Here is a 26,074-nt window from a genome sequence, read left to right on the forward strand (position 1 = left end):
GAAATCCTTCATGAAGCCGATGTCGGCCCCGGCGGCGAAGGCTTTTTCATTGCCGGTGATGACGATGCAACCGATGTGGTCATCGGCTTCGAGGGTATCGATCGCGGCACCGATGCCATCGACCACGTCGTTGTTCAGCGCATTCATCGCTTCCGGGCGATTGATGCGGATCAGGCCGACCTTGCCGATGGTTTCAACCAGAACTACTTGAGTCATGTCTGCTCTCCAAAAAAATGGCCGCCCGAAAGCGGCCCGAAGTTGCTGCAGGGGTTGTGGCGTTCTTTGAGCCGGCTTACTGGGAAATGGTCCAGTCGCCGCCCTTGACTTCCAGCATGCGGAAGGCTGAGAGGTCGAGGCCCATGTGGTCGGTGGCCGACATATTGAAAGTGCCGCTGGTGCCGACGAAACCCTTGGTCGCTTCGAGCGCGTCGCGGACCTTGGCCTTGTCGGTGGAATTTGCCCGTTTCATGGCGTCGACCGCCAGCATCAGGCCGTCGTAGGCATAACCGCCGAATGTCGACACATCCTGCTTGTACTGGGCCTTGTAGGCCTTGTCATAGGCGGTGACGATCGGTTTCTGCGGGTCGTTGGCGGCCAGTTTCTCGGGAATCAGCTGGGCCGGCGAGGGCAGGCGGACGCCTTCGGCCGCCGGGCCGGCCAGCTTCAGGAATTCGTCGGAAGCGACGCCGTGCGACTGATAGAGCGGTAGCGTGATGCCCAGTTGCTTGTAGTTCTTGGTGACGATGGCCGGACCCTGGCCGAGACCGAAGACGAAGACGGCTTGGACGCCGGCGGTGTTCTTGATCTTGGTCAGCTGCGGGCTGATATCGGTGTCCTTCGGACCGTAGGTTTCGTTGGCGACCAGCGTGACGCCGTACTTGCCGGCAACCGCCTCGGTTTCCTTCTTGCCGGACTGGCCGAAACCGGAGGTTTCGGAAAGCAGCGCCACCTTGCTGATACCGCGCTTCTTCATGTCCTCGAAAACCTTTTCGGCGGCCATGCGGTCGGTGTGCGGCGTCTTGAAGACGAACTTCTTGACCGGCTCGACGATGACGACCGCACCTGCCAGCGAGATGAAGGGGGTGCCGGACTTCTCGGCCAGCGGCACCATCGACATCGTGGCGCCGGTGGTGGTGCCGCCGACCAGGATATCGACCTTGTCGTCGTCGATCAGGCGCTTGGCGAAGCCGTTGGCCTTGTTGGCATCGCTGCCGTCGTCGTAATGGACCAGTTGCAACTGGCGACCGAGGACGCCGCCCTTCTTGTTGAGGTCGTCGACATACATCTGCAGCGTCTTCAGTTCCGGGTCGCCGAGGAAGGCGGCCGGGCCGGTGACGGACAGCACGGAACCGATCTTGATCGGCTCGGCAGCAATGGCAGCAAAGGCGCCGACGACCAGGGCGGTACCGGCAACGAGCTTCTTCATTGTGTGTTTCATGGGTTTGTCTCCTCCACGGGGTTGTTGTCTGTTACTGCGGTAAAACTTGTTGTGTTTCTGTCATTCCCGGTCAAGCCGGGAATGACGCCGGTACGTCAAATACGCTCGATCACCATGGCGATGCCTTGCCCGACACCGATACACATGGTGCACAGGGCGTAGCGGCCGCCACGGCGTTTGAGTTCATAGGCGGCGGTAGTCACCAGCCGGGCGCCGCTCATGCCGAGCGGGTGGCCGAGGGCGATGGCACCGCCGTTGGGATTCACGTGTGCCGCGTCGTCGGCCAGGCCGAGATCGCGCAGCACGGCCAGCGCCTGGGCGGCGAAGGCTTCGTTGAGTTCGATGACGTCCATGTCGGCCAGGGTCAGGCGGGTCTGGGCCAGTACCTTGCGCACGGCGGGGGCGGGGCCGAAACCCATGATGCGGGGCGGCACGCCGGCCGTCGCCATGCCGACGACGCGGGCCAGCGGCTTGAGGCCATACTGACTGGCGGCGGCTTCCGAGGCGATGAGCAGGGCGCAGGCGCCGTCATTGACGCCGGAGGCGTTGCCGGCGGTCACCGACAGTTCCGGGCCATTGACGCCCTTCAGCTTGGCCAGCATATCAACGGTGGTTTCCGGCCGCGGATGCTCGTCGGTGGTGACGACTTTCGGCTCGCCCTTCTTCTGGGCGATGACTACCGGCACCAGTTCGTCGGCAAAGCGGCCGGCGGCATTCGCGGCGCCCCAGCGCTGCTGCGAACGGACGGCGAAGGCATCCTGGTCGGCCCGGTTGATCTTGAACTCTTCGGCGACGTTGTCGGCCGTCTGCGGCATCGAATGCGTGTCGTAGAGCTTCTTCATCAACGGGTTGGCGAAGCGCCAGCCGATGGTCGTGTCGTAGATCGCGGCGCTGCGCGAGAAGGCGGATTCCGCCTTGCCCATGACGAACGGGGCGCGCGACATGCTTTCGACGCCGCCGGCGATCATCAGCCGGGTTTCGCCGGCCTTGATCGAACGGGCAGCGAGGCCGACCGCATCCATGCCGGAGCCGCACAGGCGGTTCACCGTGGTGCCCGGCACCTCGATCGGCAGGCCGGCCAACAGGCCGGACATGCGGGCGACGTTGCGGTTGTCTTCGCCGGCCTGGTTGGCGCAGCCGTAGATGATGTCGTCGACGGCCGTCCAGTCGACCTGCGGGTTGCGTTCCATCAGCGCCTTGAGCGGGATGGCGCCGAGGTCGTCGGCACGCACGCCACTGAGGGCGCCACCGTAGCGGCCGATCGGGGTACGGATGGCGTCGCAGATAAAGGCTTGAGTCATGAAAATCCTTTCAGCTTTTGACGGTCATCCCCGCGCAGGCGGGGATCCAGCGTCCTTTCTGGGTTCCCGCCTGCGCGGGAACGACGGCAAATAGGGTGTTCTCAGTCGCGCTTCGGGCGTTCGTCGAGCACACGCTTGGCCTTGCCGACCTGGGTGCGCGGGATGGCGTCGAATTCCATCACGGTGATCTTGGTCGACACGCCGATGATGGTCTTGATGCGGTGCTGCAGCTCCTTGGAAATGGCCTGGATTTCGACCGGCGCCAGCTTGCCGGACAGTTCGCGCTGGACTTCGCAGCGCACTTCCAGGTTGTCCATGTGCCCGTCGCGGGTGACGACGACCTGGTAATTGCCGGCCAGGCGGGCGTCACGCAGGATCTGCTCTTCGATCTGGGTCGGGAAGACATTGACACCGCGGATGATCAACATGTCGTCGGAACGGCCGGTCAGCTTGCCGATGCGGCGGAAGGAGCGGGCGGTCGGCGGCAGCAGGCGGGTCAGGTCGCGGGTACGGTAGCGGATGACCGGAAAGGCTTCCTTGGTCAGCGAGGTGAAGACCAGTTCGCCTTCGGAACCGTCGGGCAGCACTTCGCCGGTTTCCGGGTCGATGATTTCCGGGTAGAAATGGTCTTCCCAGATCACCGGGCCGTCCTTGGTCTCGATGCATTCGCAGGCGACGCCGGGGCCCATGACTTCGGTCAGGCCGTAGATGTCGATGGCGTCGATGCCGAGCTTCTTCTCGATCTCGTGGCGCATGCCTTCGCCCCAGGGCTCGGCGCCGAAGATGCCGACCTTCAGCGAGATTTCCTCGGGCTTGATGCCCAGGCGTTCGAATTCCTCGGCGATGACCAGCGAGTAGGACGGGGTGACCATGATGATTTCCGGCTTGAAGTCCATGATCTGCTGGACCTGCTTCTCGGTCTGGCCGCCGGACATCGGCACGGCGATGCAGCCGGCGCGCTCGGCGCCGTAGTGGGCGCCGAGGCCGCCGGTGAACATGCCGTAACCGTAGGCGACATGGACCATGTCACCGGCCCGGCCGCCAGCGGCGCGGATCGAGCGGGCGACGACATTGGCCCAGTTGTCGAGGTCGTTCTTGGTGTAGCCGACGACCACCGACTTGCCGGTCGTGCCGGACGATGCATGCAGACGGGCCAGCTTGTTGCGCGGCACGGCGAACAGCCCGAACGGGTAGTTGTCGCGCAGGTCGAGCTTGGTCATGAACGGGAACTTGCTCAGATCGCTCAGCGTCTTCAGGTCGTCCGGGTGCACGCCCTTGGCTTCGCACTTCTTGCGGTACGGCTCGACGTTGTCGTAGGTGTGGCGCACCGACCACTTCAGGCGCTCCAGTTGCAGCGCCGAAATCTCGTCGCGGCTGGCCGTTTCGATCGGCTCGAGGTCGCCGGGCAGGGGTTTTTTGACGGTCATGGTTGTCTCCTCTGTTATGTCTGGTCGGCTCAGTCGGCCTGTTGCAGGCCGGCGATCACTTCGCCGCTGATACGATAGCTCTTGCCCCGGAAGAGGGCGATGGTCTTGCCGTGCGTCGTGCGCACGGTGATGTCATAGACGCCGGTGCGGCCGGCCGCCGATTGTTCGACGGCTTCGGCTTCCAGCGTTTCGCCTTCCTTGGCCGGAGCCAGGAAATCGATGTGGCAGGCCGAGGCGACGGTGGTCTTGTTATAGCTGTTGCAGGCATAGGCGAAAGCGGTGTCGGCCAGGCTGAAGATCATGCCGCCGTGGCAGATGTGGTGGCCGTTGACCATGTCGCCGCGGACCGCCATGGTCAGCAGCGAGGCGCCGGGCTGGACGCGGACGATTTTGATACCGAGCGCCTGGGCGGCACGGTCGCGGGAAAACATCGCTTCGGCGGTGGCTTCGGCCAGGGCTTGTGCCTCGGCCGGGTTGAGCTTGTGTTCAGTCATGGATCTTCCTTCCGGCGCAGACGGCACGCTGGATCAACGGCGAAATGCGGTAGCGGTCCTCGCCGTAGCTGGCGCCGAGATTGGCCAGTACGTCGCGGATGGCGGCGACGCCGACGGCATCGGCCCAGGCCAGCGGCCCCTGCGGATAATTGACGCCGAGGCGCATTGCCGAATCGGCGGCGCCTTCCGAGCAGACGCCCTGGTTAACCGCGTCGGCCGCTTCGTTGGCCAGCATGGCGACGGTGCGCATGACGGCCAGTCCGTGAATGTCGAGGAAGCGGGAGACGGCGTAACCGGCTGCCTGCAACAGGCCGACGGCGGCCGAAATGGCAGCGGCTTCGCACTGTTCGGCGGCGGCGATGGCGAGGCGGGTGGCCTTGCCGTAGTCGAGGGCGAGGTCGATCAGCACGGTATTGGCGACGCCGGATTCAGCGGCGCGTTGCGTCGCGCTGCGGCCATCGGTGACGTAAAGCGCGGCGCGACCGATTTCGGCGATGCGGCCGTCGGTATCCGGAGCACGGCTGAAGGAAAGGCTGCTCAGTTGCAGACGCTCGACCAGGCATTCCGCTGCGGTCGACTCGCCAAAAACGGTGATTTTGCCGGCCGGCGTTTGCGGTGCTTCGCTTTGCGGCTCGGGCTTGACGGCGCCTTCGCGGTAGTCGTAGAAGCCGCGGCCCGTCTTCTTGCCGTAGAAGCCGGCATCGACCAGTTCCTGCTGGATCAGCGAAGGCAGGAAGCGTTGGTCGTTGTAGAAGGCGCGCCAGACGGAATTGGTCACGGCGAAATTGACGTCGTGGCCGATCATGTCCATCAGTTCGAACGGCCCCATGCGGAAACCGCCGGCCTCGCGCATCACGGCGTCGATGGTGGCGTAGTCGGCGGCGCCTTCCTGGGCCAGGCGCAGCGCTTCGGCGTAGTAGGGGCGGGCGACGCGATTGACGATGAAGCCGGGCGTCGACTTGGCATGGACCGGGGTCTTGCCCCAGGCGGCGGCGGTGGCGAACAGGGTGTCGGCGACCGAACGCTCGGTGGCGAGGCCGGAGACGATCTCGACCAGCGCCATCAGCGGCGCCGGATTGAAGAAATGCAGGCCGGCCAGGCGTTCGGGGCGCTTCAATTTGGCGCCGATGGCGGTCACCGAAATCGACGAGGTGTTGGTGCCGAAAATGCAGTCGGCACTGACGATGGCTTCGAGATCGCTGTACAGCGTCTGCTTGGCTTCGAGATTTTCGACGATGGCTTCGACGACCAGCGCGGCATCGGCCAGGTCGGCCAGGCTTTGCGCGGCGACCAGGCGGGTGCCGGCGGCCAGCGCCGCTTCGGCACTGAGCTTGCCTTTTTCGGCGAGCTTGGCGAATTGGGCGCGAATGCCGTGGATGGCCTGTTCGGCGGCACCGGGCCGGTTGTCGAGCAGCTTGACCATGTGGCCGGCGGCCGCCGCGATCTGGGCGATGCCGGCCCCCATGGCGCCGGTACCGACGACAGCGACGATGGCCTGTTGGGGCAGGGGTGGATGACTCACGCGTTCACTCTCCGGTGAAATCTGGCGCACGCTTGGCCATGAAGGCGGCCACGCCCTCGGCGTAGTCCGGGCTCCAGCCCAGCTCGCGCATGAAGCCGCCTTCCATCGACAATTGCTGTTCCAGCGTGTGGCCGGGGGCGGCATGCATGGCCTGGCGAGTGCGGACCAAGGCCTTGGTCGGGGCGGTGGAAAGTTGCTTGGCCAGCGCGTCGACCGCAGCAGTGAATTCGGCATCCTCGACGCATTGCCAGATCAGGCCCCAGTCGGCGGCCTTCTCGGCCGACAGCTTGTCGGCCAGCAGGGCGAGGCCCATGGCGCGGGCCATGCCGACGCGTTGCGGCAGGAACCAGGTGCCGCCGGTATCCGGAATCAGGCCGATCTTGGAAAAGGCTTGCAGGAAGGAGGCGGACTTGGTGGCGACGACCAGGTCGCAGGCCAGCGCGACCGAGGCGCCGGCGCCGGCGGCGATGCCATTGACGGCGGCGATGGTCGGTACGCGCAGGTTCTGCAGGCGCAGCACGAGCGGCTTGTAGTTGGCTTCGACGACATTGCCGATATCCGGCATCTTGCCGTCCACCATCTGCATGGCGCGGTCGGCGAGGTCCTGGCCGGCGCAGAAGGCGCGGCCGGCACCGCTGAGGACCAGGACGCGGATGTTCTTGTTGTCTTGGATATGGTCGAGGGCGACACGCAGCTCGGCGTGCATCTCGGTATTGAAGCTGTTCAGCTTGTCCGGACGGTTCAGGGTCAGGCGGGCGATGCCGGCGTCGACGGTGAAGGTGATGGTTTCAAAGTTCATCGTTAGCTTTCTTCATGACATTGCAACTCGGATCGTCGTCCCCGCGTAGGCGGGGACCCAGAGGTTTCCGGATTCCCGCCTGCGCGGGAATGACGGCGTCAGAGGTCATACGTGGTAGCGGCGCTGCACAACGCAGAAGCGGTTGGCGACAAAGGCAGCGTCGGCGTAGGAGGCGTTGGCGGCCGGGTTGCCGCCGGTGCCGTGGTAGTCGGAGTAGGCGGCCGACTGATTGACGAAGACGCCACCGGTCAGGTTGATCGACAGGGCGACCTTGGAACGCATGGTGGCGGCAGTCATCGCGTCGAGCACGTCGGCCTTGGTCGAGTAGATGCCGGCGGTCAACGCGCCGTGGGTGGCAATAATGCGTTCGGACAGCGCGATGGCGGCGGCGGTGTCGGCCACCTTGACGATGAAGCTGATCGGGCCGAAGCGCTCTTCCATATAGGCCTTCTCGTCGGCGGCGTCACAGGCGAGCAGGACCGGGGTGCGTACTTCCGATTTCGGGAAGTCCGGGTTGTCGAGTTTGGTCGAGGCAAGGATGACCTTGCCCAGTGCGCCGCTGTCGGCCTCGTTGATGCGCTTCAGGGTATCGGCCGACTGTACGGCGCCGAGCACGGCGAGGGCGACTTCCGGCTTGCTCAGGAAGCCGGAGACGGCGCGGGCCAGATCGGCGCAGACGTCGTCGTAGGACTTGTGACCGTCTTCCGTCTCGATGCCGCCGGCCGGCACGAAGATGGCCTGCGAGGTGGTGCACATCTGACCCGAGTACAGCGACAGCGTGAAGGCCAGGTTGCGCAGCATCGGCTTGTAGGCGTCGGTCGAGTCGATGACGATGTTGTTCACGCCAGCCAGCTCGGCATAGACGCGGGCCTGGCGGCAATTGTCGATCAGCCACTGGCCGAAGACGTTGCCGCCGGTGAAGTCGATCGATTTGACGGCCGGGTGGGTGACCAGCTTTTGTGTCGTTTCGCGCTGGTCGGCGACGCACAGCGTGACCAGGTTGGGATCGATGCCGTTTTCGGCGAGCACGGCGCGGATGGTGCGGACGGTGATCGCAGCCGGCAGGATGGCATTGCTGTGCGGTTTGACGATCACGGCGTTGCCGGTGGCGAGCGCGGCGAACAGGCCGGGGTAGGTGTTCCAGGTCGGGAAGGTGCCGCAGCCGACGACGACGCCGACGCCGTGGCCGACCAGTTCGAAGTGCTTCTTCATGACCAGCGGCGGGTTCTTGCCCTGCGGCTTTTCCCAGGTCGTTTCGCCGGGCACGAACTTCATTTCACGATAGGCGTAGGCGACGGCTTCGAGGCCGCGGTCCTGGGCGTGCGGCGCACCGGCCTGAAAAGCCATCATCCAGCCCTGGCCGGTAGTCATCATCACCGAATGGGCCAGTTCGAAGCTCTGTTTGTTCAGGCGATCGAGAATTTCCAGGCAGATGCCGGTGCGGCCTTCGCTGCCGGCCTTCTGCCAGCCGGTCATTGCCTGCTGGCCGGCGGCGATCAGCGCTTCGTGGTCGCAGACCGGGTATTGCACATTGAGATCGATGCCGTAGGGCGACTGTTCGCCACCCAGCCAGCCGGTCTGGCCCGGCTGATTCAGTTCGAACTGCCGGCCAAGATGGGCATCGAACGCTTGCTTGCCATCTTCGGCTGCCGTTTCACCGTAAGTCTTCGGGCTGGGCATCTCGTTATAGGCCGACCAGTAACCACGGGTGTGGATGGCATTGAGGGCGCCGTCGAGCGTGGCGCGGTGCTTTTCGAGTAGTTGAACGGACATCGGTATCTCCATGGAGGCGTTGTTCTTTGTCAGGTGTGCGCCGGGCAGCACCAATCTACTTGCACGATACGAACTAAGTTTATTTTTGTCAAACAAAAGTATCGTAAAAAATACACTGTTTTCGTATTCCGTTTAGAGAAAAAGATTACGAAGAAAGATAATTTATACAAAAAAACAAATAGATACGAATTTTAAATTTGATGTGTTGTTTGAGTATTCTGAAATGAGGAATTTGTTCCCCATGAAATTTTTAACGATACGATACAAAAAATGTTGACACATCGTATTCATCGGTATCATTATTCAACCAACGCCACACGCCCTGTCGGGTGGCAGATCAACCTGATGATTAAATTCCTACCTAGAGGAGACAGAGACATGGCTAGCAACAAGGAACGTTTTGCCGACAAGATGGAATTCCCGCCGGAAATCCAGCAGCCCAACATCTATCCGCTGTCCTGGAACAGCAAGACCAAGAAGCTGCAGGAAGTCTGGGAAGCCTCGCTGCGTGAGAACTGGGATCCGGAAAAGCTGCCCTGGGATACGCTGGATGTAGACAGCTACACCTGGGAAGAGCGCGAATCCATCGCCTACTGGTGGAGCCTGCTCTCGGTGTTCGACGCCTCGGCCCCGCCGGTCTTCGCCGAAGCGCTGATCAAGACCTATGAAGTGCATGAGGAAGATCCGGTTCGCAAATGCTTCTTCTCGGTGACCCGCGACGAGCAGAACCACGAAATCATGTGCGGCCTGGCCATCACCAAGCTGCTCGGCCATCCGGACCCGATCACCTACGAGCCGAAGACCGACCTCGGTCGTCGCCTGCAGAAGAACGTCAAATGGCTGTACTTCAACGGCGCCCGCTACTGGACCGGCTACAAGCAGGCCGTGCCGAAGTACGACCTGGCCGTGCTGTTCAGCTCCTTCCTGATGGGCGAAATCGCTGCCGCCACCATCTTCAAGCAGATGTTCGACAACTCCCGTGAAGCCGTCTTCAAGGAAGGCTTCAAGAACATCGGCCGCGACGAAGGCCGCCACATGGCGATCTGCATGGCGGTGATGGAACGCGATTACCCGGGCCTCAAGGAAGAGACCAAGGCCGTCGTCACCAAGCAGATCCGCGCCGGCTACCTGTTCCTGTCGGCCGTGCTGTTCGAGCCGCCGATGGAATTCTGGGACCTGCCGGAAGACTTCATCGCCAACCAGCGTGAAGGCGAGGAAGTGGCCCGCGGCGCCGGTTTCGGCATCCCGAGCTACGAAGCCAAGCTGGAAAACTGGAAAAACGCGATGATCAACCTGAAGGGCGTGCTCGACCGCTACAACATTCCGTTCCCGGCCATCCCGGAAGTCGGCATTACCGGCCAGGAAGTCAGCGAAATCGACATGGAAGACATCATTCCGGTCTTCTGAGACCTGAATTGATGCAATAGCAGCAATTGCTCCGGCCGGCGCCCCGAACAAGGGTGCCGGCCTTGCCGCAACAGAGAAACCAAGACAAATAAAGGGGAAGACAAATGGCTCGTATCATCATGCAACCGTCCGGCAAGTCGGTCGATTGTGCCTATGGCGATACCGTTTTGATGGCGCTCGAAAAGGCGGGTTATGCCCTGCCCAACAACTGTCGCGCCGGTGCTTGCGGCGAATGCAAGGTCAAGGTCACGTCCGGTCAGTTCGACCAGGGCATGGTGCTCGACATGGCGCTGTCGCAGGACGAACGCAAGCAGGGTTTCGGCCTGATGTGCATGGCCAAGCCGATTTCCGAGGAACTGACCATCGAATGGGGCACCGAAGATGCCAAGCCAAAACTCTTCCCGCCACGCGAGGACGCACTGTTCGTCGTCGTCGATAAAAGACAGATTGCCGACCGCGTCGTCGAGCTGCGCCTGCGTCCGGTCGGCCAGCCGATCCGCTACTGGCCCGGCCAGTATGTGACGATCGGCAATCCGCGCGCCGATATCCCGGCCCGCGCCTATTCCATTTCCAATGCCCCGCGCCCCGACGGCGAGCTGGTGCTGCAGGTTGCCCGCGCCGATGGCGGCGTGACCAGCAACTGGGTCCATGACCAGTTGAACGTCGGCGAAGGCGTCAAGGTCTCCGGCGCCTACGGCACCTTCATCGGCGATCCGTCGGTCGATACGCCGGTCCTCTGCATCGCCGCCGGTACCGGCCTGGCACCCGTGCTGGCGCTGGCCGAAGCGGCGCTGCGCCGCGGTTTCAAGAAGCCGGTGACGATGTTGTTCTCGGCGCGGACCCGCGAGGATGTCTATAGCCAGGGCATGATGGCCTGGTGGCGGACCAAGCATCGCAACTTCGACTACAAGGTGACGCTGACCCGTGAAGAGGCCGAGGGCTTCCTGAAAGGCCGCATCGATGTCGTGCTGCCGCAGCTATTCAAGGATTTGTCGAAGCACACCATCTTCATTGCCGGCAGCCCCGAGTTCGTCGATGCCGGCGTCGCCGCCGTCAAACAGCAGGGCGCCCAGGACGGGCTGATCCACACCGAGGGCTTTTTCGCCCAGCAGCAGCCGGTAACGGCCGATGCCGACCATTTATTGCCGAGTTGAGCGGTCGACCGCCGGAATACCCCAATAAATACAACGGAGACGACATGAACACGATACGCCCACAGGCTGGGAGGGCATGATGCTGGCCCAGTTCCTGCAATTCCTCTTTTCCGGGATCACGGTTGGCGCCACCTACGCGCTGGCCGCACTCGGCTTCACGCTGATCTACAACGCCAGCAACGTGATCAACTTCGCCCAGGGCGAGTTCATCATGCTGGGCGGCATGCTCGCCGTGTTTTTCACCCAGATGGGCCTGCCGCTGCCGGTCGCGCTGCTGCTCGCCATCGTCGTGCCGGCCATTGTCGGCGTGCTGGTCGAGAAACTGGCGATCGAGCCGGTCAAGGGCGCCGAGACGGTGACGCTGATCATCATCACCATCGGTGCCTCGCTGGTCATCCGCGGTCTGACGGCGGTGATCTTCGGCAAGGGCACGCACAGCATGCCGGCTTTCTCCGGCGATGCGCCGATCGAGGTGCTCGGCGCCACGCTGCTGCCGCAAAGCCTGTGGGTGCTCGGCGTCACCGCCCTGGTCGTCGTCGCGCTCTGGTACTTCTTCAACCGCACGCTGCAGGGCAAGGCCATGCTCGCCACTTCCTACAACCGGCTAGCCGCCGAACTGGTCGGCATCAACACCAGCTGGGTGTTGTTCATGAGCTTCGCGATGTCGGCGGCGCTCGGCGCGCTGGGCGGCATCCTGATCACGCCGATCACGCTGACCTCATACGATGTCGGCATCATGCTCGGCCTCAAGGGCTTCGTCGCGGCGGTCGTCGGCGGCCTGGGCAACGGCCTGGGCGCCGTGGTCGGCGGCCTGCTGGTCGGCATCCTGGAAGCGATGGGGGCCGGTTACATCTCGTCGGCCTACAAGGATGCGATTCCGTTCGTGCTCATCCTGTTCATCCTCTTCTTCATGCCGCGCGGCCTGTTCGGCGGCAAATCGACGGATCGGGTGTAAGCATGAAAAAAAGTGTCTACAACGGCCTCTACCTAGTCATTGCCATCCTGCTGGTGCTGCCTTTCGTGCTGCCCAACAGCTTCTACCTCGACCTCGCGGTGCGCATGGCGATCAACGCCGTGATCGTCCTCGGCCTCAACCTGCTGATCGGCTTTGCCGGCCAGATCAGCCTCGGTCATGCCGGCTTCCTCGGTATCGGCGCCTATGCCTCGGCGGTGCTGCCGACCCACTTCGGCTGGCATCCGCTGCTCGCCATGGGGGCAGGGGCTGCCGCTACCGGCCTGCTGGCCGGCCTGGTGGCACGGCCGATCTTCAAGCTGAAGGGGCATTACCTGGCGATGGCGACCCTCGGTCTCGGCATCATCATCAACATCGCCTTGCGCAACGAAGCGCAATGGACCGGCGGGCCGGACGGCATGCCGGTGCCGGGGATGGGCCTGTTCGGCTTCGAGCTCTCCAGCGACAAGCAGTGGTACTGGGTCGTCGCGGTGCTGCTCTCGGTCTCCGTCTGGGCTTCGCTGAACCTGATCGACTCGCCGTTCGGCCGGGCGCTGCGCGCCCTGCATGGTTCGGAAGTCGCCTCGCAGGTGGTCGGCGTCGATGTCGTCCGCTACAAGGTGGCGATCTTCGTGCTCTCCGCCGTCTTCGCCAGCCTGATGGGCAGCGTCACGGCGCACTACGTCGGTTTCGTCAGCCCCAACTTCGCCGACTTCTTCCATTCCATCGAACTGGTCACCATGGTGGTGATCGGCGGCATGGCCTCGGTGTACGGTTCGCTGGTCGGCGCCGTGCTGCTCACCGCGCTGCCGCAGGCCCTGGCTACTTTCGAAGGCTGGGAAACGGTGGTCTTCGGCGCCATCCTGATGCTGTCGATGATCTTCATGCCGAAGGGCTTGGTCCCGACGCTGGCCGCCAAGTTCGGCAAGGGAGAGTGAGATGAGCATGCTGCAAGTAAAAGACCTCTCCATCCACTTCGGTGGCGTCAAGGCGGTGCAGAACGTCAGCTTCAACATCGATGCCGGCATCGTCTATTCGGTGATCGGCCCCAATGGCGCCGGCAAGACGACATTGTTCAACCTGATTACCGGGGTGTACAAGCCGACGACGGGTGAAATCCGCCTCGACGGCGAAGCCATCCACGGCAAGTCGCCGAACGAACTGGCGACACGCGGCGTGGCGCGGACTTTCCAGAACCTGCAGATCTGCATGAATATGAGCGCGGTCGAGAATGTCATGGTCGGCGCCCACCTGCGGCTGGATCGCAACCTGGTCAAGGCGGCGCTGCGCTTCCCCGGCCTCAAGCGGCGCGACGCCGAAACGCGCGCTGAAGCGGCCGAGCTGATGCGTTTCGTCGGCCTGGAAAAATACGTCGAAGCGCGTGCCGATGCGATGTCCTACGGCGCACTGAAACGTCTGGAAATTGCCCGCGCCCTGGCCATGAAGCCGCGCCTGATCTTCCTCGACGAACCGGCGGCCGGCCTCAATCCGAAGGAGACCATCGAGGTCGACCACCTGGTGCGCAAGATCGCCGATTCCGGCGTCACCGTGGTGCTGGTCGAGCACGACATGAAAATGGTGATGAACCTCTCGGACCGCATCCTGGTGCTCGACTACGGCAAGAAACTGGCCGAAGGCTCGGGCGAGGAAGTGAGAAAGAATCCGGACGTCATCGCTGCATATTTGGGCGCCCACGCCTGATCAGGGGAAGAACATGGAAGCACTCAGAATCATCAGCGAGGAACATCGCAACCTGTGGCGCATCGCCACCACCATGGACATGGTGGCCGACGAGGCGGAGGCGGGGAGCAAGGTCGATCCGGCCTTCTTCAACGCCATCTTCGATTACATCGAGGAGTTCATGGACGGCTGCCACCACGCCAAGGAAGACGAATACCTGTTCCCGGTGCTGCGCCAGCGCAGCGCCGAGGCAGCGGCCATTCTCGACCGCCTGCAGGCCGAGCACCGCAACGGCCCGGAAAACCTCAAGGCCCTGCGCGACAAGCTGGCTGTGGCGGCGAGCGGGGCGGTCGGCAATGCCGAATTCGTCGCCGCGCTGCGCGTCTATACGCAGAGCCTGCGCGGCCACATTCGCAGCGAGGAAAAAGACGCCATGCCGCTGGCCCGGCAGGTGCTCAGTGCCGAAGACTGGTCGGGCATCGACCGCGCCTTTCTCGACAACGACGATCCGCTGTTCGGCGAGAAGGCCAAGGCCGAATTCCGCGAACTGTTCCACCGCATCGCCAGCCTGGCGCCGGAGTCGATCGGCCTCGGCGCGCACAGTGCCGGCGAACTGCAACCGGGCGCTTCGCCCGGGGCCGGCGAAGTCCTGCTCTCGGTGTCCGGCATGGAAAGCTGCTATGGCCGGATCAAGGCACTGAAAGGTATCGACCTCGAAGTGCGCAAGGGCGAACTGGTGGCGCTGGTTGGTGCCAACGGCGCCGGCAAGACGACTTTCCTGCGCACCTTGTCCGGTGTCCAGCCGATGAGCGCCGGCCGCATCACATTCGACGGCGAGGACATCTCCGACCTGCGTTCCGACCTGCGCATGCGGCGCGGCATCTGCCAGAGTCCGGAAGGGCGACAGGTCTTCGGACCGCTCAGTATCGAAGACAACCTGCGGCTCGGTGCCTACACCCAGCCGAAAGGGCAAGTCGAAGGCGACCTCGACAAGGTCTTCGCGATGTTCCCTATTCTCAAGGAAAAGCGGGCCTTGCCGGCCGGTACGCTGTCCGGCGGCCAGCAGCAGATGCTGGCCATCGGCCGGGCATTGATGGGGCGGCCCAAGATGCTGCTGCTTGATGAACCGTCGATGGGGCTGGCACCGCTGCTCGTCGAAGAAGTCTTCAATGTCGTCAAGACGCTGAAGGCGCAGGGCATGACCATCTTCCTCGTTGAGCAGAATGCCTTCGCCGCGCTGGCTATCGCTGACCGCGGCTATGTGCTGGAAACCGGCCACATCACGCTGACCGGCACCGGCCAGGAGTTGATCAGCAACGAGCAGGTACGCGCTGCCTACCTCGGCATGTGATCGGCCTTGAAAGGTCGGCCCCTGCCGGTTGGATCGCTCCGCGGCAGGGGCCGGGCCGGTGCGCAGGTGCGGCAAACAGGTAGAATCCCCGCCATTGCCAAATCAGCCAATGCTGAACGATGGGAGAGGGATGAATCCAATCGCGGGGAAAACATCGCGACATCTGCGCCGATGGTTGATTGCCGGCCTGGTCTGTTCCAACGTGGTGGTCCTCGCCCTTTCCGCCTATTCGCTGGTGCAAAGCCGGCAGCAATACCAGTTGCGGGCCGAGGCGCTGACCCAGAATACGGCCAATGCGCTCGATCAGTCCGTCTCCGGTTCGATTGAAAAAATCGAACTGGCCCTGCGCACGGTGGTCGATGAATTGCAGCGACAACTGGCGGCGGGCAAGGGCATCGACGAGTTCGCGATGAATGCCTTTCTGCTGCGTCAGGAGCAGCGTTTGCCCGAGGTCGAGGCGTTCCGGGTAGCCAATGCCGACGGTCGGGTCGTTCTCGGCAAGGGCGTCAGCAAGCGCGAGGCGGCCAGTTGGGCCGACCGCGATTACTTCGTCTATCTCCGCCAGCATGCCGATCCGGCCGTGCAGATTTCCAAGCCGATGATGGGGCGCGTCGCCAAGCAACACATCGTCGGTTTTGCACTGCGCTACAACTATCCGGATGGTCGTTTTGCCGGCGTCGTCTCGGCGCCGATTGCACTCGATCATTTCAGCCGCCTGCTCTCCCGCTACGACATCGGGGCGCAGGGCGCCATCAGTTTGCGCGATACCGAGCTTGGCCTGATTACCCGGGTGCCGCTGATTGCCGATCAACCGGCTAGCCAGGTCGGCAATACCCTGGTCTCCCCGGAATTTCGCGGCCTGGTCGAATCCGGGGTGCAGGGGGATACCTTTCACACCCCGGTCAGTGGCGACGGTTTCGACCGCATCGTCACTTTTCGGCGCCTGGCCAGGGCGCCGATGTTTGCTGTTGTCGGGGTCGCCAGTTCCGATGCGCTGGTCGACTGGTACGACGAAGTCTATAAAACCTCGTTCATGGCCGGCGGTTTCCTGTTGCTGTCCCTGCTGCTGGGCACCTATCTGCTGCGCCTGCAGGCCCGGAACGACAGCAGCCAGCGGGTGCTGGCCGAGCGCGAAGCGCAGTTGAGTTCGCTGGTCGAGGCGGTGCCCGATGCCATCGTCTTCAAGGATGGGGGCGGGCGCTGGCTGATTGCCAATAATGTCTGCCTGAATATCTTTGGTCTGGCCGGCCAGGCCTGGCAAGGCAAGACCGATGCCGAACTCGGCATTGCCGCGCTCAATGCCTGTCAACGCAGCGATGACGAGGCCTGGGCCAGTGGCCGTCCGCTCTATCGCAGCGAGGAGTGGGTCGAGTCCAGCGATGGTCAGCGCATCGATTTCGATATCATCAAGGTGCCGCTGTTCGATGGCGAGGGAAATCGCCAGGCCATGGTCGTCGTCGGGCGCGATATTTCCGAACGCAAGCGGAACGAAGCCGAGCTTGAACAGTACCGGCGCCATCTCGAAGAGTTGGTGGCGCAACGGACCGAAGCCCTGCGCGAAACCGAGGCCAAGGCGACGCATATCCTGAACTCTAGTGCGGCCGGTCTTTACGGGGTCGATGACGCTGGCCGCATTACCTTCATCAATCCGGCGGCATGCACCATGCTGGGCTATGCGCCGGACGACGTTATCGGGCATCCGGCCCATGCGCTGTTTCATCATAGTCGGCCGGATGGCAGCCCCTATCCGGTTTCCGACTGCCCGAGTTACGGCGCCTTGCATCTCGGCCAGAAGATTCGGGTCGACAACGAGGTCTATTGGCACGCCGACGGCCATGCCGTGCCGGTCATCTATGCCACCCATCCGATGTTCCTGCATGGTCGGTTGAGCGGCGCGGTGACCAGTTTCGTCGATGTCAGCGAGCAGCGCGCCGCGACGCTGGCCCGTGAAAAAGCGCTGGCGGCGGCCGAGAATCTGGCCCGGGTGCGTAGCGAATTCCTAGCCAACATGAGCCATGAAATCCGTACCCCATTGCATGGCGTGCTCGGTTTTGCCCAGATCGGTTTCCGCAACTTCGACAATGGCGAAAAGGCCCGCGATGCCTTCGCCAAGATCCTGGCTTCCGGTCAACGCCTGCTCGGGGTGATCAATGATGTTCTCGATTTCTCGAAGATCGAGGCCGGCAAGCTCGGCATCGAGCAGGTGACGGTGGTGCTCGGCGAAGTGCTCGGTCATGCGGTCGAGCTGGTGCGCGACCGGGCCGAGGCGAAAGGGATCGATCTGCGCCTTGAAGTTGCCGACGACTTTCCCCGCTATTGCACCAGCGATCCGTTGCGCATAGGCCAGGTGCTGCTCAACCTGCTCGCCAATGCCGTCAAATTCACCGAAAGCGGAAGCGTCAGGCTAACCGCTTCACTGGATGCCGACCAATTGGTCTTCCGGGTTATCGACACCGGCATCGGCATGAACGACGAGCAACTGGGCGAACTGTTCACGCCGTTCCAGCAGGCAGATGCCTCGGCCAGTCGTCGCTTTGGCGGCACCGGTCTGGGCCTGGCGATCAGCAAGCGAATTCTCGAACTGATGAACGGTTCAGTCAGTGTGCACAGCCAGCCGGCGGTCGGGACGACCGTCGAAGTGCACCTGCCCTATGTCGCCTCGACCTTCGTTACCCCTTCCTTGCCTTTGCCCACCGTGACGGATGAAACCAAGCCGCTGGCCGGGCTGTCGTTCCTGATTGCCGAGGACGACCTGATCAACCGGATGGTTATCGAGGACAACCTGCTCGAGGATGGGGCGCGGGTAGTCATGGTGGTCAATGGCCGGGAGGCGGTCGAGCGAATCGTGCAGGATGGTCGCGATGCCTACGATATCGTGCTGATGGATATCCAGATGCCGGAGATGGACGGCTACGAGGCGACCCGGCGGATTCTCGAACTGGCCCCCGATCTGCCGATCATTGCGCAGACGGCACATGCTTTTAACGAAGAGCGCGACAAATGCCTGGCGGCCGGCATGGTCGATCATGTCGCCAAGCCGATCCGGATCGAGGAATTGATCCGGGTGGTTCGGCAATACGTACTGCCGAAATGAACAAGGCCCCGCAGTGCGGGGCCCTCTAAAAAGCGGTATTTTTTAGGGCTGGCAGCCGAAGACAGCAAACTGAATCCCCGCGAAATGTGGGCGGGGGCTTTTTCGGGGAGGAGTCAGACCGAGGGCTGCGGAACGTTCTTTTGACAGTCGAAGCAGAACACCTTGCCGCCGAACCGTCCCTTGTTGAACCAGCAGAACTTTGCGACGTTGTATTGGACGGAAGTGCCGCAGGAGGTGCAGAAGAGTTTGGATTTCCTGGAGTCCGCCGAGTCTGAAGAGGGCTCTTCCTGCACAGGGTTTTCTGCCATAACAGGTTTGGTCTTGGGCTGTGCGAGGGGAGCCTCGACGGGCTTTGTCTGAACTGGAGCCTCCTTGGGTAGGCCGAACTTGGCATGCCAATCGAAGGTGGCGGGAACGTGCAGGGCTGCAAGCCGCGTTGCGAAGCCTTCCAAGGTGTCGGAGCCGACGATTTTTGCCGCAAGAAGGATGTTGTTGTCCGAGTCGAATGACTTCTCGATTCTGGCCTTGACCGAATCCGCCTTCACAATGCCGTCGTTCCACCAGCCCTTGGTCTTCGGACGGGAAATGCGGGCGTTCTTGGAGACGACCACGAGCCCCGTGAGGGATGGCTTGATGGAGAAGCCGAGCCGCTTGGGTAGTTCCACGGTACCGTCGTCGCAGGCTGCCTTGACGACGGCGATGTGCTTTGCGTTCTGTTCGTGAGGGGAGCCGATTCCCTGCGGGCGACCCTGCCAGAACATGGAGCACTCGCCTTGCTCGTTAATGGCGATGCCTTCCGAGAACCGCTTGCTCTCGCAAACCCAGATGTCGAGGAATCGGTTCACCAGCAGGTGATCTATCTGGGCCACGCGGCCTTTGTGCTCGATGCGGAGGTCGTGGATGACGGCCCAGTTCTTGGACGGGCCGTAGTGGAAGTCGATCTCGTAGGCCGCGTCCGCCTCACCCTTAGCCCCCGACTGGATGTTGCGGATTTCCTGCTCGATTTTCCTCTTGGCATCCGCCGACGCGTCGGGGCGGTTCAGCAGCTCTTGCAGGGTTTCGATGTCTTTGGTCTTGTTGTCGGCCTTCTTAATCAGCATCGGCGTTCCCTTGTTCGCTCAAATGCCGAGAGGGTATCCTAGGTGCCCCATCTGCGGTCCACAAAATAGAACGCCTCCATCTCGGAGGCGTTTTGATTTTTGGCCGTTTTTAGCGGTCCACCGCAGGAATCTTACAAAATCATCCCCGCCCCAACCGTATTGTTGTTGCTTTCGTCGATGATGATGAACGCCCCGGTCCCACGGTTTTCCAGGTAGGGATCGGCGAACAGCGGCTGGGCCAGCTTGAAGGTGACCTGCGCGATGTCGTTCATGGCCAGCTTTTCGGCCGGCACCTTCTCCAGCGTATTGACGTCGAGGCGATGGTCGATGGCGGCCAGCTTGGCCTTCGAATCGCGCGTCGTGTGGCGGATCAGGTAGGTACGGGCGCGGTCCATCGGTTGCTCGGCCATCCAGCAGACGGTGGCTTCGATCTGCTTGACGGCGGCCGGCACTTCGCTCGATTTGACGATCATGTCGCCGCGCGAGGTGTCGATTTCATCGGCCAGCAGGATGGTCACGGATTGCTCGGTGACGGCTTCCGGAATATCGACGCCACCGATCTGGATGGCCTTGACGGTCGAAGTCAGGCCATTCGGCAGCACGGTGACGGCATCGCCGACCTTCAGCGAGCCGGCTTCGACACGGCCCATGAAGCCGCGGTAGTCGTGCAGGTCGGGATTGGCCGAGTCCTGCGGTCGACAGACGTATTGGACCGGAAAGCGGAATTTCTCGGTGTGCTCGGTATGGGCGGCCGGGGCGGCTTCCAGCATCTCGAGCAGGGTCGGGCCGTCGTACCAGTTCAGGCTGTCGCCCCGGTCGACGATCATGTCGCCGTTCAGCGCCGACAACGGAATGAAGCGGATGTCTTCGATGCCGACCTTGGCGGCGAATTCGAGGTATTCGCCCTTGATCCGTTCGTAGGTTTCCTGCGAGTAATCGACCAGGTCCATCTTGTTGATAGCGACGATCAGGTGCGGGATGCCGACCAGCGCAGCCAGCTTGGAGTGGCGGCGGGTCTGGGTGAGGACGCCCTTGCGCGCATCGATCAGGATGATCGCCAGGTTGGCGGTCGAGGCGGCGGTCACCATGTTGCGGGTGTACTGCTCGTGGCCCGGCGCATCGGCGATGATGTACTTGCGCGTGCCGGTCGAGAAGTAGCGGTAGGCGACGTCGATGGTGATGCCCTGTTCGCGCTCGGCCTGCAGGCCGTCGGTGAGCAGGGACAGGTCGACGGCGCCGAGGCCGCGCTTTTCCGAAGTCTTGGCGATGGCCGACAGCGTGTCGGCCAGGATGGTCTTGGTGTCGAACAGCAGGCGGCCGATCAGCGTGCTCTTGCCGTCGTCGACGCTGCCGCAGGTCAGAAAGCGCAGCAGGCCGTGGTCTTCAACTTGGGCGGACATCAGAAGTAACCCTCTTTCTTGCGTTGTTCCATGGAGGCTTCGCTGGTCTGGTCATCCAGACGGGTAGCGCCGCGCTCGGTGATGGTGGTGGTGGCGGTTTCGAGCACGATCTTCTCGACGTTGTCGGCATCCGACTCGACCGGGGCGGTGCAGGAAATGTCGCCAACAGTGCGGAAACGGACCTGCAGGTCGATGATTTCCTCGCCGGCCTTGGGCAGGTTGGTCAGTTCGCCGGAAACCAGCGGCACGTTGACCGGCACGATGGCGCCTTGGCGCATGACGACCGGGCGGGTGTGGGCGAAGTAGATTGACGGCAGTTCCAGGCCTTCGCGCTCGATGTATTGCCAGACGTCCATTTCCGTCCAGTTCGAGATCGGGAAGGCGCGGATGTTTTCACCCTTGTGGCTACGGGCGTTGTACAGGCTCCACAGTTCCGGGCGCTGGTTCTTCGGGTCCCATTGGCCGAATTCGTCGCGGAAGCTGAAGATGCGTTCCTTGGCGCGGGCCTTTTCCTCGTCGCGACGGGCGCCGCCGATGCAGGCGTCAAAGCCGAATTCCTCGATGGCTTCGAGCAGGGTCACCGACTGATGCTTGTTGCGCGATTCGCCTTCATGCTTCAAAACGACAGTGCCGCGGGCCATGGAATCTTCAACCGAACGCACGATCAGGCGCTCGCCCAGTTCGGCGGCACGCTTGTCGCGGAAGGCGACGACTTCCTGGTAATTGTGGCCGGTGTCGATGTGCATCAGCGGGAAGGGGAACTTGCCCGGGCGGAAAGCCTTTTCGGCGATGCGCAACATGCAGATCGAGTCCTTGCCGCCGGAGAAGAGCAGCACAGGGTTGGAACACTGGCCGGCCACTTCGCGCATGATGTGGATGGCTTCGGCTTCGAGCCAGTCGAGGTGGCTCAGTGTCGCGCGTTGAGTCGTTTGGGTCATTGCAGGGAAATCCAAGGATGGATGTGGAATGGTCCGCATTGTAGCAAGGCCTTAATATTGTTTTAAGAACATGTACGCATCTTGTTAGTTTTTTTGGTTATAAAAGAATATGTCTGTGGCGTGGAACGTTTACTGGCGCGGCCGGTCATCCAATAGCTCGTCGTCATTTTGACGGCGGAGCCGTTCCATCCCTGGGAGAAACCATGAAAAATCAATCCGTTTTTATCCTCAGCGCTTGTGCCGCTGTCCTGCTCGGCGGTTGTGCAAGTTCCCTCGGCGGCCCGTCGGCGACGGCCGAACTGCAGCCCCGCTCGGGCAGTACGGTGTCCGGTAGTGTTCGATTCATTGAGGTCGACGGCAAGTTGCGGGTCGAGGCGAAGGTGGCCGGGCTGACGCCGGGCGAGCATGGCTTCCACGTTCATGAAGCGGGCGACTGCAGTGCGCCGGATGCGAGCTCGGCCAAGGGGCATTTCAACCCGGCCGGTAAGGCGCACGGCTATCACGGCAGTGCCGAACGGCACGGCGGCGACATGCCCAACCTGCTGGCCAATGCCCAGGGCGAGGCGACGTACAGTGCCGAGGTAACCGGGCTCAGCCTGAGTGGCGCGACCGGTGTGGTCGGACGCAGCGTCGTGGTCCATGCCGATCCGGACGACTACAAGTCGCAGCCGGCCGGCAACTCCGGCAAGCGCGTTGCCTGCGGGGTGATTGCGGCCCGTTGAAATAAGGCCGCCTTGCCTGCTGAAAAAAGCGCCTGAAAAAGCCCTGTATTCGGCAGTCGACCGCAGCAATCGGTGTGGCTGGCTGGCCGGATTCAGGGGGCGGGGTGGAGCATGTCTTCCGGTCTGACCCAGCGTTCGTAGTCGTCAGCGCTGACGTAGGCCAGTGCCAGCGCCGCCTGTTTCAGGCTGCAGTTCTCGCGGTTGGCGTACTTGGCGATTTCGGCCGCCTTGTCGTAGCCGATGTGTGGGGTCAGCGCGGTGACCAGCATCAGCGAGCGTTCCATCAGTTCGGCAATGCGCGGCCGGTTGGCGCCGATGCCGCGCACGCAGTGGCGCTCGAAGCTTTCCATGCCGTCGGCCAGCAGCCGGACGCTTTGCAGGAAATTGTGGGCGAGCAGCGGCTTGAAGACATTCAGTTCGAAATTGCCGGAAGCGCCGCCGATGCTGATCGCCACATCGTTGCCCATGACCTGGCAGCAGAGCATGGTGAGCGCCTCGCACTGGGTCGGATTGACCTTGCCAGGCATGATCGAACTGCCCGGTTCGTTTTCCGGAATGCTGATTTCGCCGAGGCCGGAACGCGGGCCGGAAGCCAGCCAGCGAATGTCGTTGGCGATTTTCATCAAGGCCACGGCCAGCGTCTTCAAGGCGCCGTGGGCGGCGACCAGGCCGTCGTGGGCGGCCAGCGCGGCGAACTTGTTGTCGGCGCTGGTGAAGGGCAGGCCACTGCCGGCGGCCAGTTCGGCGGTGACCCGGGTGGCGAACTCCGGGTGCGTATTGAGGCCGGTGCCGACCGCGGTGCCGCCGACAGCGAGCGGGTAGAGCGAGGGCAGGCTGGCGCTGATGACGCCTTCGGCATGCTGCAACTGGGCGACGTAGCCGGAGAATTCCTGGCCCAGGGAGAGCGGGGTCGCGTCCTGCAGATGGGTGCGGCCGATCTTGATGATGTCGGCGAATTCAGCCGATTTTTCCTCCAGCCGGCTGGCCAGTCGGCAAAGGGCGGGCAGTACCCGGCGGGTCAGGCCGATGACGGCGGCGACGTGCATCGCGGTCGGGAAAATGTCGTTCGACGACTGGCCGAGATTGACTTCATCGTTCGGGTGCACCAGACGCTTGCTGCCGCGCTCGCCGCCGAGCAGTTCAGAGGCGCGATTGGCCAGCACCTCGTTGAGGTTCATGTTGGTCTGCGTGCCGGAACCGGTTTGCCAGACGACGAGCGGAAATTCATCGGCATGCCGGCCTTCGGCCACTTCATCGGCGGCGGTGATGATGGCTTCGGCCTTGGCGGCCGGCAGCAGGCCGAGTTCCTGATTGACCCGGGCGCAGGCCAGCTTGACCTCGGCCAGCGCCTGGATCATTTCATCCGGCATGCGCTCGCTGGAAATGGCGAAATGCTCAAGCGAACGCTGGGTCTGGGCGCCCCACAGCCGGTCGGCGGCAACGCTGATTTCGCCGAAGGCATCCTTTTCCTGGCGGGTCATGCTGGCGACTGCCTAGTGCACGGCATGCAACTCGACATTCAGTTCGTCGACGACATCGGCCCAGTCGGCGTCCTGGAGAATCGCTTCGCACAGGAAAGTGGCCTGGGCCGGTGTCCAGAAATTGGCTTCGTGCAACAGTACGTTGTTGGCCAGCGGGCGCCAGGTTTCGATGAAGCGGGCAATCGAGCGCGCGTCGTCGGGTTCGCCGAGCTGGGCGAAAAGCATGCTCAGGTTATGAACAGGGGTTTCCATGCGCTACTCCTTGGCAGGCCACAGCGGCGACGGCGTCGCCAGCCGGGTGTAATGCTTGGAGTAGCTGCCGGCCAGTAAGTTCGGGCCGGCCGGGGTGGGTCAAAACTGCAGGTTGGCCCAGTCTTTTTTCTCGGGCAGCGCGATACGCTGGATGGGACCGCGCTCGGCGACGATCACCTTGTCCATGACTTCGTAAAGCTGCCGGATCAGTTCCGGTCCGAACGCCTGTTCGATGACCCGGTACTGGGCTTCGATCAGCGGCCCCAGTTCGGAGACAAGCTGTTCGCTCTTGCGGGTCAGGCGGACGATGACCCGGCGCTGGTCTTCAGGTACGCGGGTGCGGGTGACCAGTCCCATTTCCTCCATCCGCGACAGCACACCGGTCATGCTTGGGCTGAGGATGTGGCACAGCTCGCAGATTTCACGCGGTTCCAGTTGCTCCATTTCGCTTAGCGTGCGCAGAATCCGCCACTGCTGTTCGGTCAGCCCGAAATGGCTGATGATGGGGCGGAAATGGCAGAGCAGCTCTTCGCGGGCTTTCAGGAAGAGTTGGGGCAGGTTTCGGTAGGCTAGCTTGCGGGACATAGGGACGATTCCTCCAGTCAGGTGGGCTGGATGTGCAAATTATGGCATTCGGTTTGCAGCAATGATACCAGTTGACTGCTTAATATGTTAGTGATTACATTGATAATATATTAGTAAATAAGTTCGTGGAGAAAATCGTGATTGCTCGCTTTGCCCTGGCCGTCGGTGCCCTTGCCTTGTCCACCCCGCTTCTGGCCCAGGAAGTGACTCTGAAAATCGCCCACTTCCTGCCGCCCGCCGCACCGGCGCAGCAGAAGGTTCTGCAGCCGTGGTGCGAGACCTTGAAGAAGGAATCGGCCGGGCGTATCGCCTGCCAGATGTACCCGGCCATGCAACTGGGCGGCACGCCGGCCCAGCTGGTCGATCAGGTCAAGAACGGCGTCGCCGATATCGTGTGGACGGCGCCGGGTTATTCGGCCGGGCGCTTCCCGGCGATCGAGGCTTTCGAACTGCCCTTCATGGTCAGCAATGCCACTTCCGGCAACCGCGCCATGTGGAAGTATTACCAGCAGAACGCCCAGTCCGAATTCGCCGCTTTCAAGGTGCTGGCCTTCATGACCGATGGCGGCCAGGCGACGCATACCGGCAAGACCGAAATCAAGACGGCGGCCGACTGGAAGGGCCTCAAGCTGCGCACCTCGACCCGTCTCGGTGCCAAGACGCTGGCTGCGCTGGGCGGCAGTCCGGTCGCCATGCCGCCGGCTCAGGTCACCGAAGCGATTGCCAAGGGCGTCGTCGATGGCGCGATGGGCGCCTGGGAAGTCGTGCTGCCGACCAAGCTCGACGAAGTCGCCAAGTTCCACGTTCAGCCGCCGGCCGGACAGGCTTTCCCGTCCACGACGGTGCTGATGGTGCTGATGAACAAGCAGAAGTTCGATGCGCTGCCGGCCGATCTCAAGGCGATCATCGACAAGAACAGCGGGGCCGTGCTTTCCGAGTCCTTCGGCAAGGTCTGGGATGAAGAAAACCTGACTGCCCACAAGAAAGTGCTGGCCCGAGGCAACAAGATCAACGAATTCAGCGCCGCCGACATGGAAGCGATGAAGAAGGCGACCGCCGGTGTCGAGCAGGAGTGGATCAAGCAGGTTGGCGAGAAGGGCCTGGACGGCAAGAAACTGGCCGCCGCCGCTCGCGAACTGGCCGGCCAGAAGTAGGGCAGGGCAAGACGATGTAAACTGGCGGTTTCGTGGTTTGGATTGGATGG

General features: G+C 62.7%; 23 protein-coding genes. 9 read left to right on the top strand and 14 right to left on the bottom strand.

Annotated features, from left to right (window positions below; translation table 11 throughout):
* The 8 genes from GH663_RS03335 to paaN all read right to left on the bottom strand — a co-directional run.
* On the bottom strand, positions 1-216 hold a 216-nt coding region (locus tag GH663_RS03335; RefSeq protein WP_211371051.1), incomplete at its 3' end, for an enoyl-CoA hydratase-related protein.
* Positions 217-292: 76 nt separating this feature from the next.
* Positions 293-1,438: an ABC transporter substrate-binding protein gene (locus tag GH663_RS03340; protein WP_153130290.1), complete on the bottom strand. Its 1,146-nt coding sequence runs from the start codon at positions 1,436-1,438 to the stop codon at positions 293-295.
* A 95-nt stretch (positions 1,439-1,533) separates the two neighbouring features.
* Positions 1,534-2,739 (bottom strand): 3-oxoadipyl-CoA thiolase, encoded by a 1,206-nt coding sequence (pcaF, locus tag GH663_RS03345; protein ID WP_153130291.1) that lies wholly within the window; start codon positions 2,737-2,739, stop codon positions 1,534-1,536.
* Between the two features lie 101 nt (positions 2,740-2,840).
* On the bottom strand, positions 2,841-4,166 hold the full coding sequence (gene paaK / locus GH663_RS03350; protein WP_066886161.1) for a phenylacetate--CoA ligase PaaK: 1,326 nt from the start codon (positions 4,164-4,166) through the stop codon (positions 2,841-2,843).
* Positions 4,167-4,195: 29 nt separating this feature from the next.
* The gene (paaI, locus tag GH663_RS03355; RefSeq protein ID WP_153130292.1) at positions 4,196-4,660 is read right to left on the bottom strand and encodes a hydroxyphenylacetyl-CoA thioesterase PaaI; all 465 of its coding nucleotides are present in this window, start codon (positions 4,658-4,660) and stop codon (positions 4,196-4,198) included.
* Complete coding sequence (gene paaH / locus GH663_RS03360) at positions 4,653-6,125, bottom strand: 3-hydroxyacyl-CoA dehydrogenase PaaH (protein WP_246181509.1); 1,473 nt, start codon at positions 6,123-6,125, stop codon at positions 4,653-4,655. Before paaH ends, paaI begins: the two co-directional genes overlap by 8 nt.
* Before the next feature lie 61 nt (positions 6,126-6,186).
* Positions 6,187-6,981 (bottom strand): 2-(1,2-epoxy-1,2-dihydrophenyl)acetyl-CoA isomerase PaaG, encoded by a 795-nt coding sequence (paaG, locus tag GH663_RS03365; RefSeq protein ID WP_153130294.1) that lies wholly within the window; start codon positions 6,979-6,981, stop codon positions 6,187-6,189.
* 105 nt (positions 6,982-7,086) lie between these two features.
* A complete protein-coding gene (gene paaN, locus GH663_RS03370; RefSeq protein ID WP_153130295.1) occupies positions 7,087-8,754 on the bottom strand; it encodes a phenylacetic acid degradation protein PaaN in 1,668 nt (555 codons plus the stop codon).
* A gap of 378 nt (positions 8,755-9,132) precedes the next feature.
* Between paaN and GH663_RS03375 the strand changes: the two genes are divergently transcribed.
* The 7 genes from GH663_RS03375 (at position 9,133) to GH663_RS03405 (ending at position 18,392) form a co-directional block, all read left to right on the top strand.
* Complete coding sequence (locus GH663_RS03375) at positions 9,133-10,161, top strand: hypothetical protein (RefSeq protein ID WP_066886175.1); 1,029 nt, start codon at positions 9,133-9,135, stop codon at positions 10,159-10,161.
* A 104-nt stretch (positions 10,162-10,265) separates the two neighbouring features.
* A complete protein-coding gene (locus tag GH663_RS03380; RefSeq protein WP_153130296.1) occupies positions 10,266-11,315 on the top strand; it encodes a 2Fe-2S iron-sulfur cluster-binding protein in 1,050 nt (349 codons plus the stop codon).
* Between the two features lie 76 nt (positions 11,316-11,391).
* Positions 11,392-12,270, top strand: coding sequence for a branched-chain amino acid ABC transporter permease (locus GH663_RS03385; RefSeq protein ID WP_240481876.1), 879 nt, complete (start codon positions 11,392-11,394; stop codon positions 12,268-12,270).
* A gap of 2 nt (positions 12,271-12,272) precedes the next feature.
* Positions 12,273-13,205: a branched-chain amino acid ABC transporter permease gene (locus GH663_RS03390; protein ID WP_153130297.1), complete on the top strand. Its 933-nt coding sequence runs from the start codon at positions 12,273-12,275 to the stop codon at positions 13,203-13,205.
* A 1-nt stretch (position 13,206) separates the two neighbouring features.
* Positions 13,207-13,968 carry an ABC transporter ATP-binding protein gene (locus tag GH663_RS03395; RefSeq protein ID WP_153130298.1) on the top strand — a complete coding sequence of 254 codons (762 nt, stop codon included), beginning with the start codon at positions 13,207-13,209 and terminating at the stop codon, positions 13,966-13,968.
* Between the two features lie 13 nt (positions 13,969-13,981).
* Positions 13,982-15,298 (top strand): ATP-binding cassette domain-containing protein, encoded by a 1,317-nt coding sequence (locus tag GH663_RS21410; RefSeq protein WP_153130299.1) that lies wholly within the window; start codon positions 13,982-13,984, stop codon positions 15,296-15,298.
* A 130-nt stretch (positions 15,299-15,428) separates the two neighbouring features.
* Positions 15,429-18,392 (top strand): ATP-binding protein, encoded by a 2,964-nt coding sequence (locus GH663_RS03405; protein ID WP_170291327.1) that lies wholly within the window; start codon positions 15,429-15,431, stop codon positions 18,390-18,392.
* Positions 18,393-18,505: 113 nt separating this feature from the next.
* On the opposite strand, the gene GH663_RS03410 is transcribed toward GH663_RS03405, so the two are convergent.
* The 3 genes from GH663_RS03410 to cysD all read right to left on the bottom strand — a co-directional run bounded on the left by GH663_RS03410 (position 18,506) and on the right by cysD (position 21,830).
* A complete protein-coding gene (locus tag GH663_RS03410; RefSeq protein WP_153130301.1) occupies positions 18,506-19,492 on the bottom strand; it encodes a nuclease-related domain-containing protein in 987 nt (328 codons plus the stop codon).
* Positions 19,493-19,623: 131 nt separating this feature from the next.
* Entirely contained in the window at positions 19,624-20,892 is a 1,269-nt protein-coding gene (locus GH663_RS03415) for a sulfate adenylyltransferase subunit 1 (protein ID WP_153130302.1), read from the bottom strand.
* Positions 20,892-21,830: a sulfate adenylyltransferase subunit CysD gene (cysD, locus tag GH663_RS03420; RefSeq protein WP_153130303.1), complete on the bottom strand. Its 939-nt coding sequence runs from the start codon at positions 21,828-21,830 to the stop codon at positions 20,892-20,894. Before cysD ends, GH663_RS03415 begins: the two co-directional genes overlap by 1 nt.
* A 203-nt stretch (positions 21,831-22,033) precedes the next feature.
* On the opposite strand from cysD, the gene GH663_RS03425 reads away from it, so the two are divergent.
* A complete protein-coding gene (locus GH663_RS03425; protein WP_153130304.1) occupies positions 22,034-22,552 on the top strand; it encodes a superoxide dismutase family protein in 519 nt (172 codons plus the stop codon).
* A 92-nt stretch (positions 22,553-22,644) separates the two neighbouring features.
* Here the strand turns inward: GH663_RS03425 and fumC are convergent, their stop codons facing one another.
* The 3 genes from fumC to hpaR form a co-directional block, all read right to left on the bottom strand.
* Positions 22,645-24,033 (bottom strand): class II fumarate hydratase, encoded by a 1,389-nt coding sequence (gene fumC / locus GH663_RS03430; protein WP_153130305.1) that lies wholly within the window; start codon positions 24,031-24,033, stop codon positions 22,645-22,647.
* A 12-nt stretch (positions 24,034-24,045) separates the two neighbouring features.
* Positions 24,046-24,285: a DUF2789 domain-containing protein gene (locus tag GH663_RS03435; RefSeq protein ID WP_153130306.1), complete on the bottom strand. Its 240-nt coding sequence runs from the start codon at positions 24,283-24,285 to the stop codon at positions 24,046-24,048.
* A 99-nt stretch (positions 24,286-24,384) separates the two neighbouring features.
* Positions 24,385-24,870, bottom strand: a complete 486-nt coding sequence (gene hpaR / locus GH663_RS03440; RefSeq protein WP_153130307.1) for a homoprotocatechuate degradation operon regulator HpaR — start codon at positions 24,868-24,870, stop codon at positions 24,385-24,387.
* 137 nt (positions 24,871-25,007) lie between these two features.
* Between hpaR and GH663_RS03445 the strand changes: the two genes are divergently transcribed.
* The gene (locus tag GH663_RS03445; protein WP_153130308.1) at positions 25,008-26,024 is read left to right on the top strand and encodes a TRAP transporter substrate-binding protein; all 1,017 of its coding nucleotides are present in this window, start codon (positions 25,008-25,010) and stop codon (positions 26,022-26,024) included.
* Positions 26,025-26,074 lie beyond the last annotated feature (50 nt).

It is taken from the genome of Dechloromonas hortensis, assembly GCF_009469765.1.
GTDB lineage: Bacteria > Pseudomonadota > Gammaproteobacteria > Burkholderiales > Rhodocyclaceae > Azonexus > Azonexus hortensis.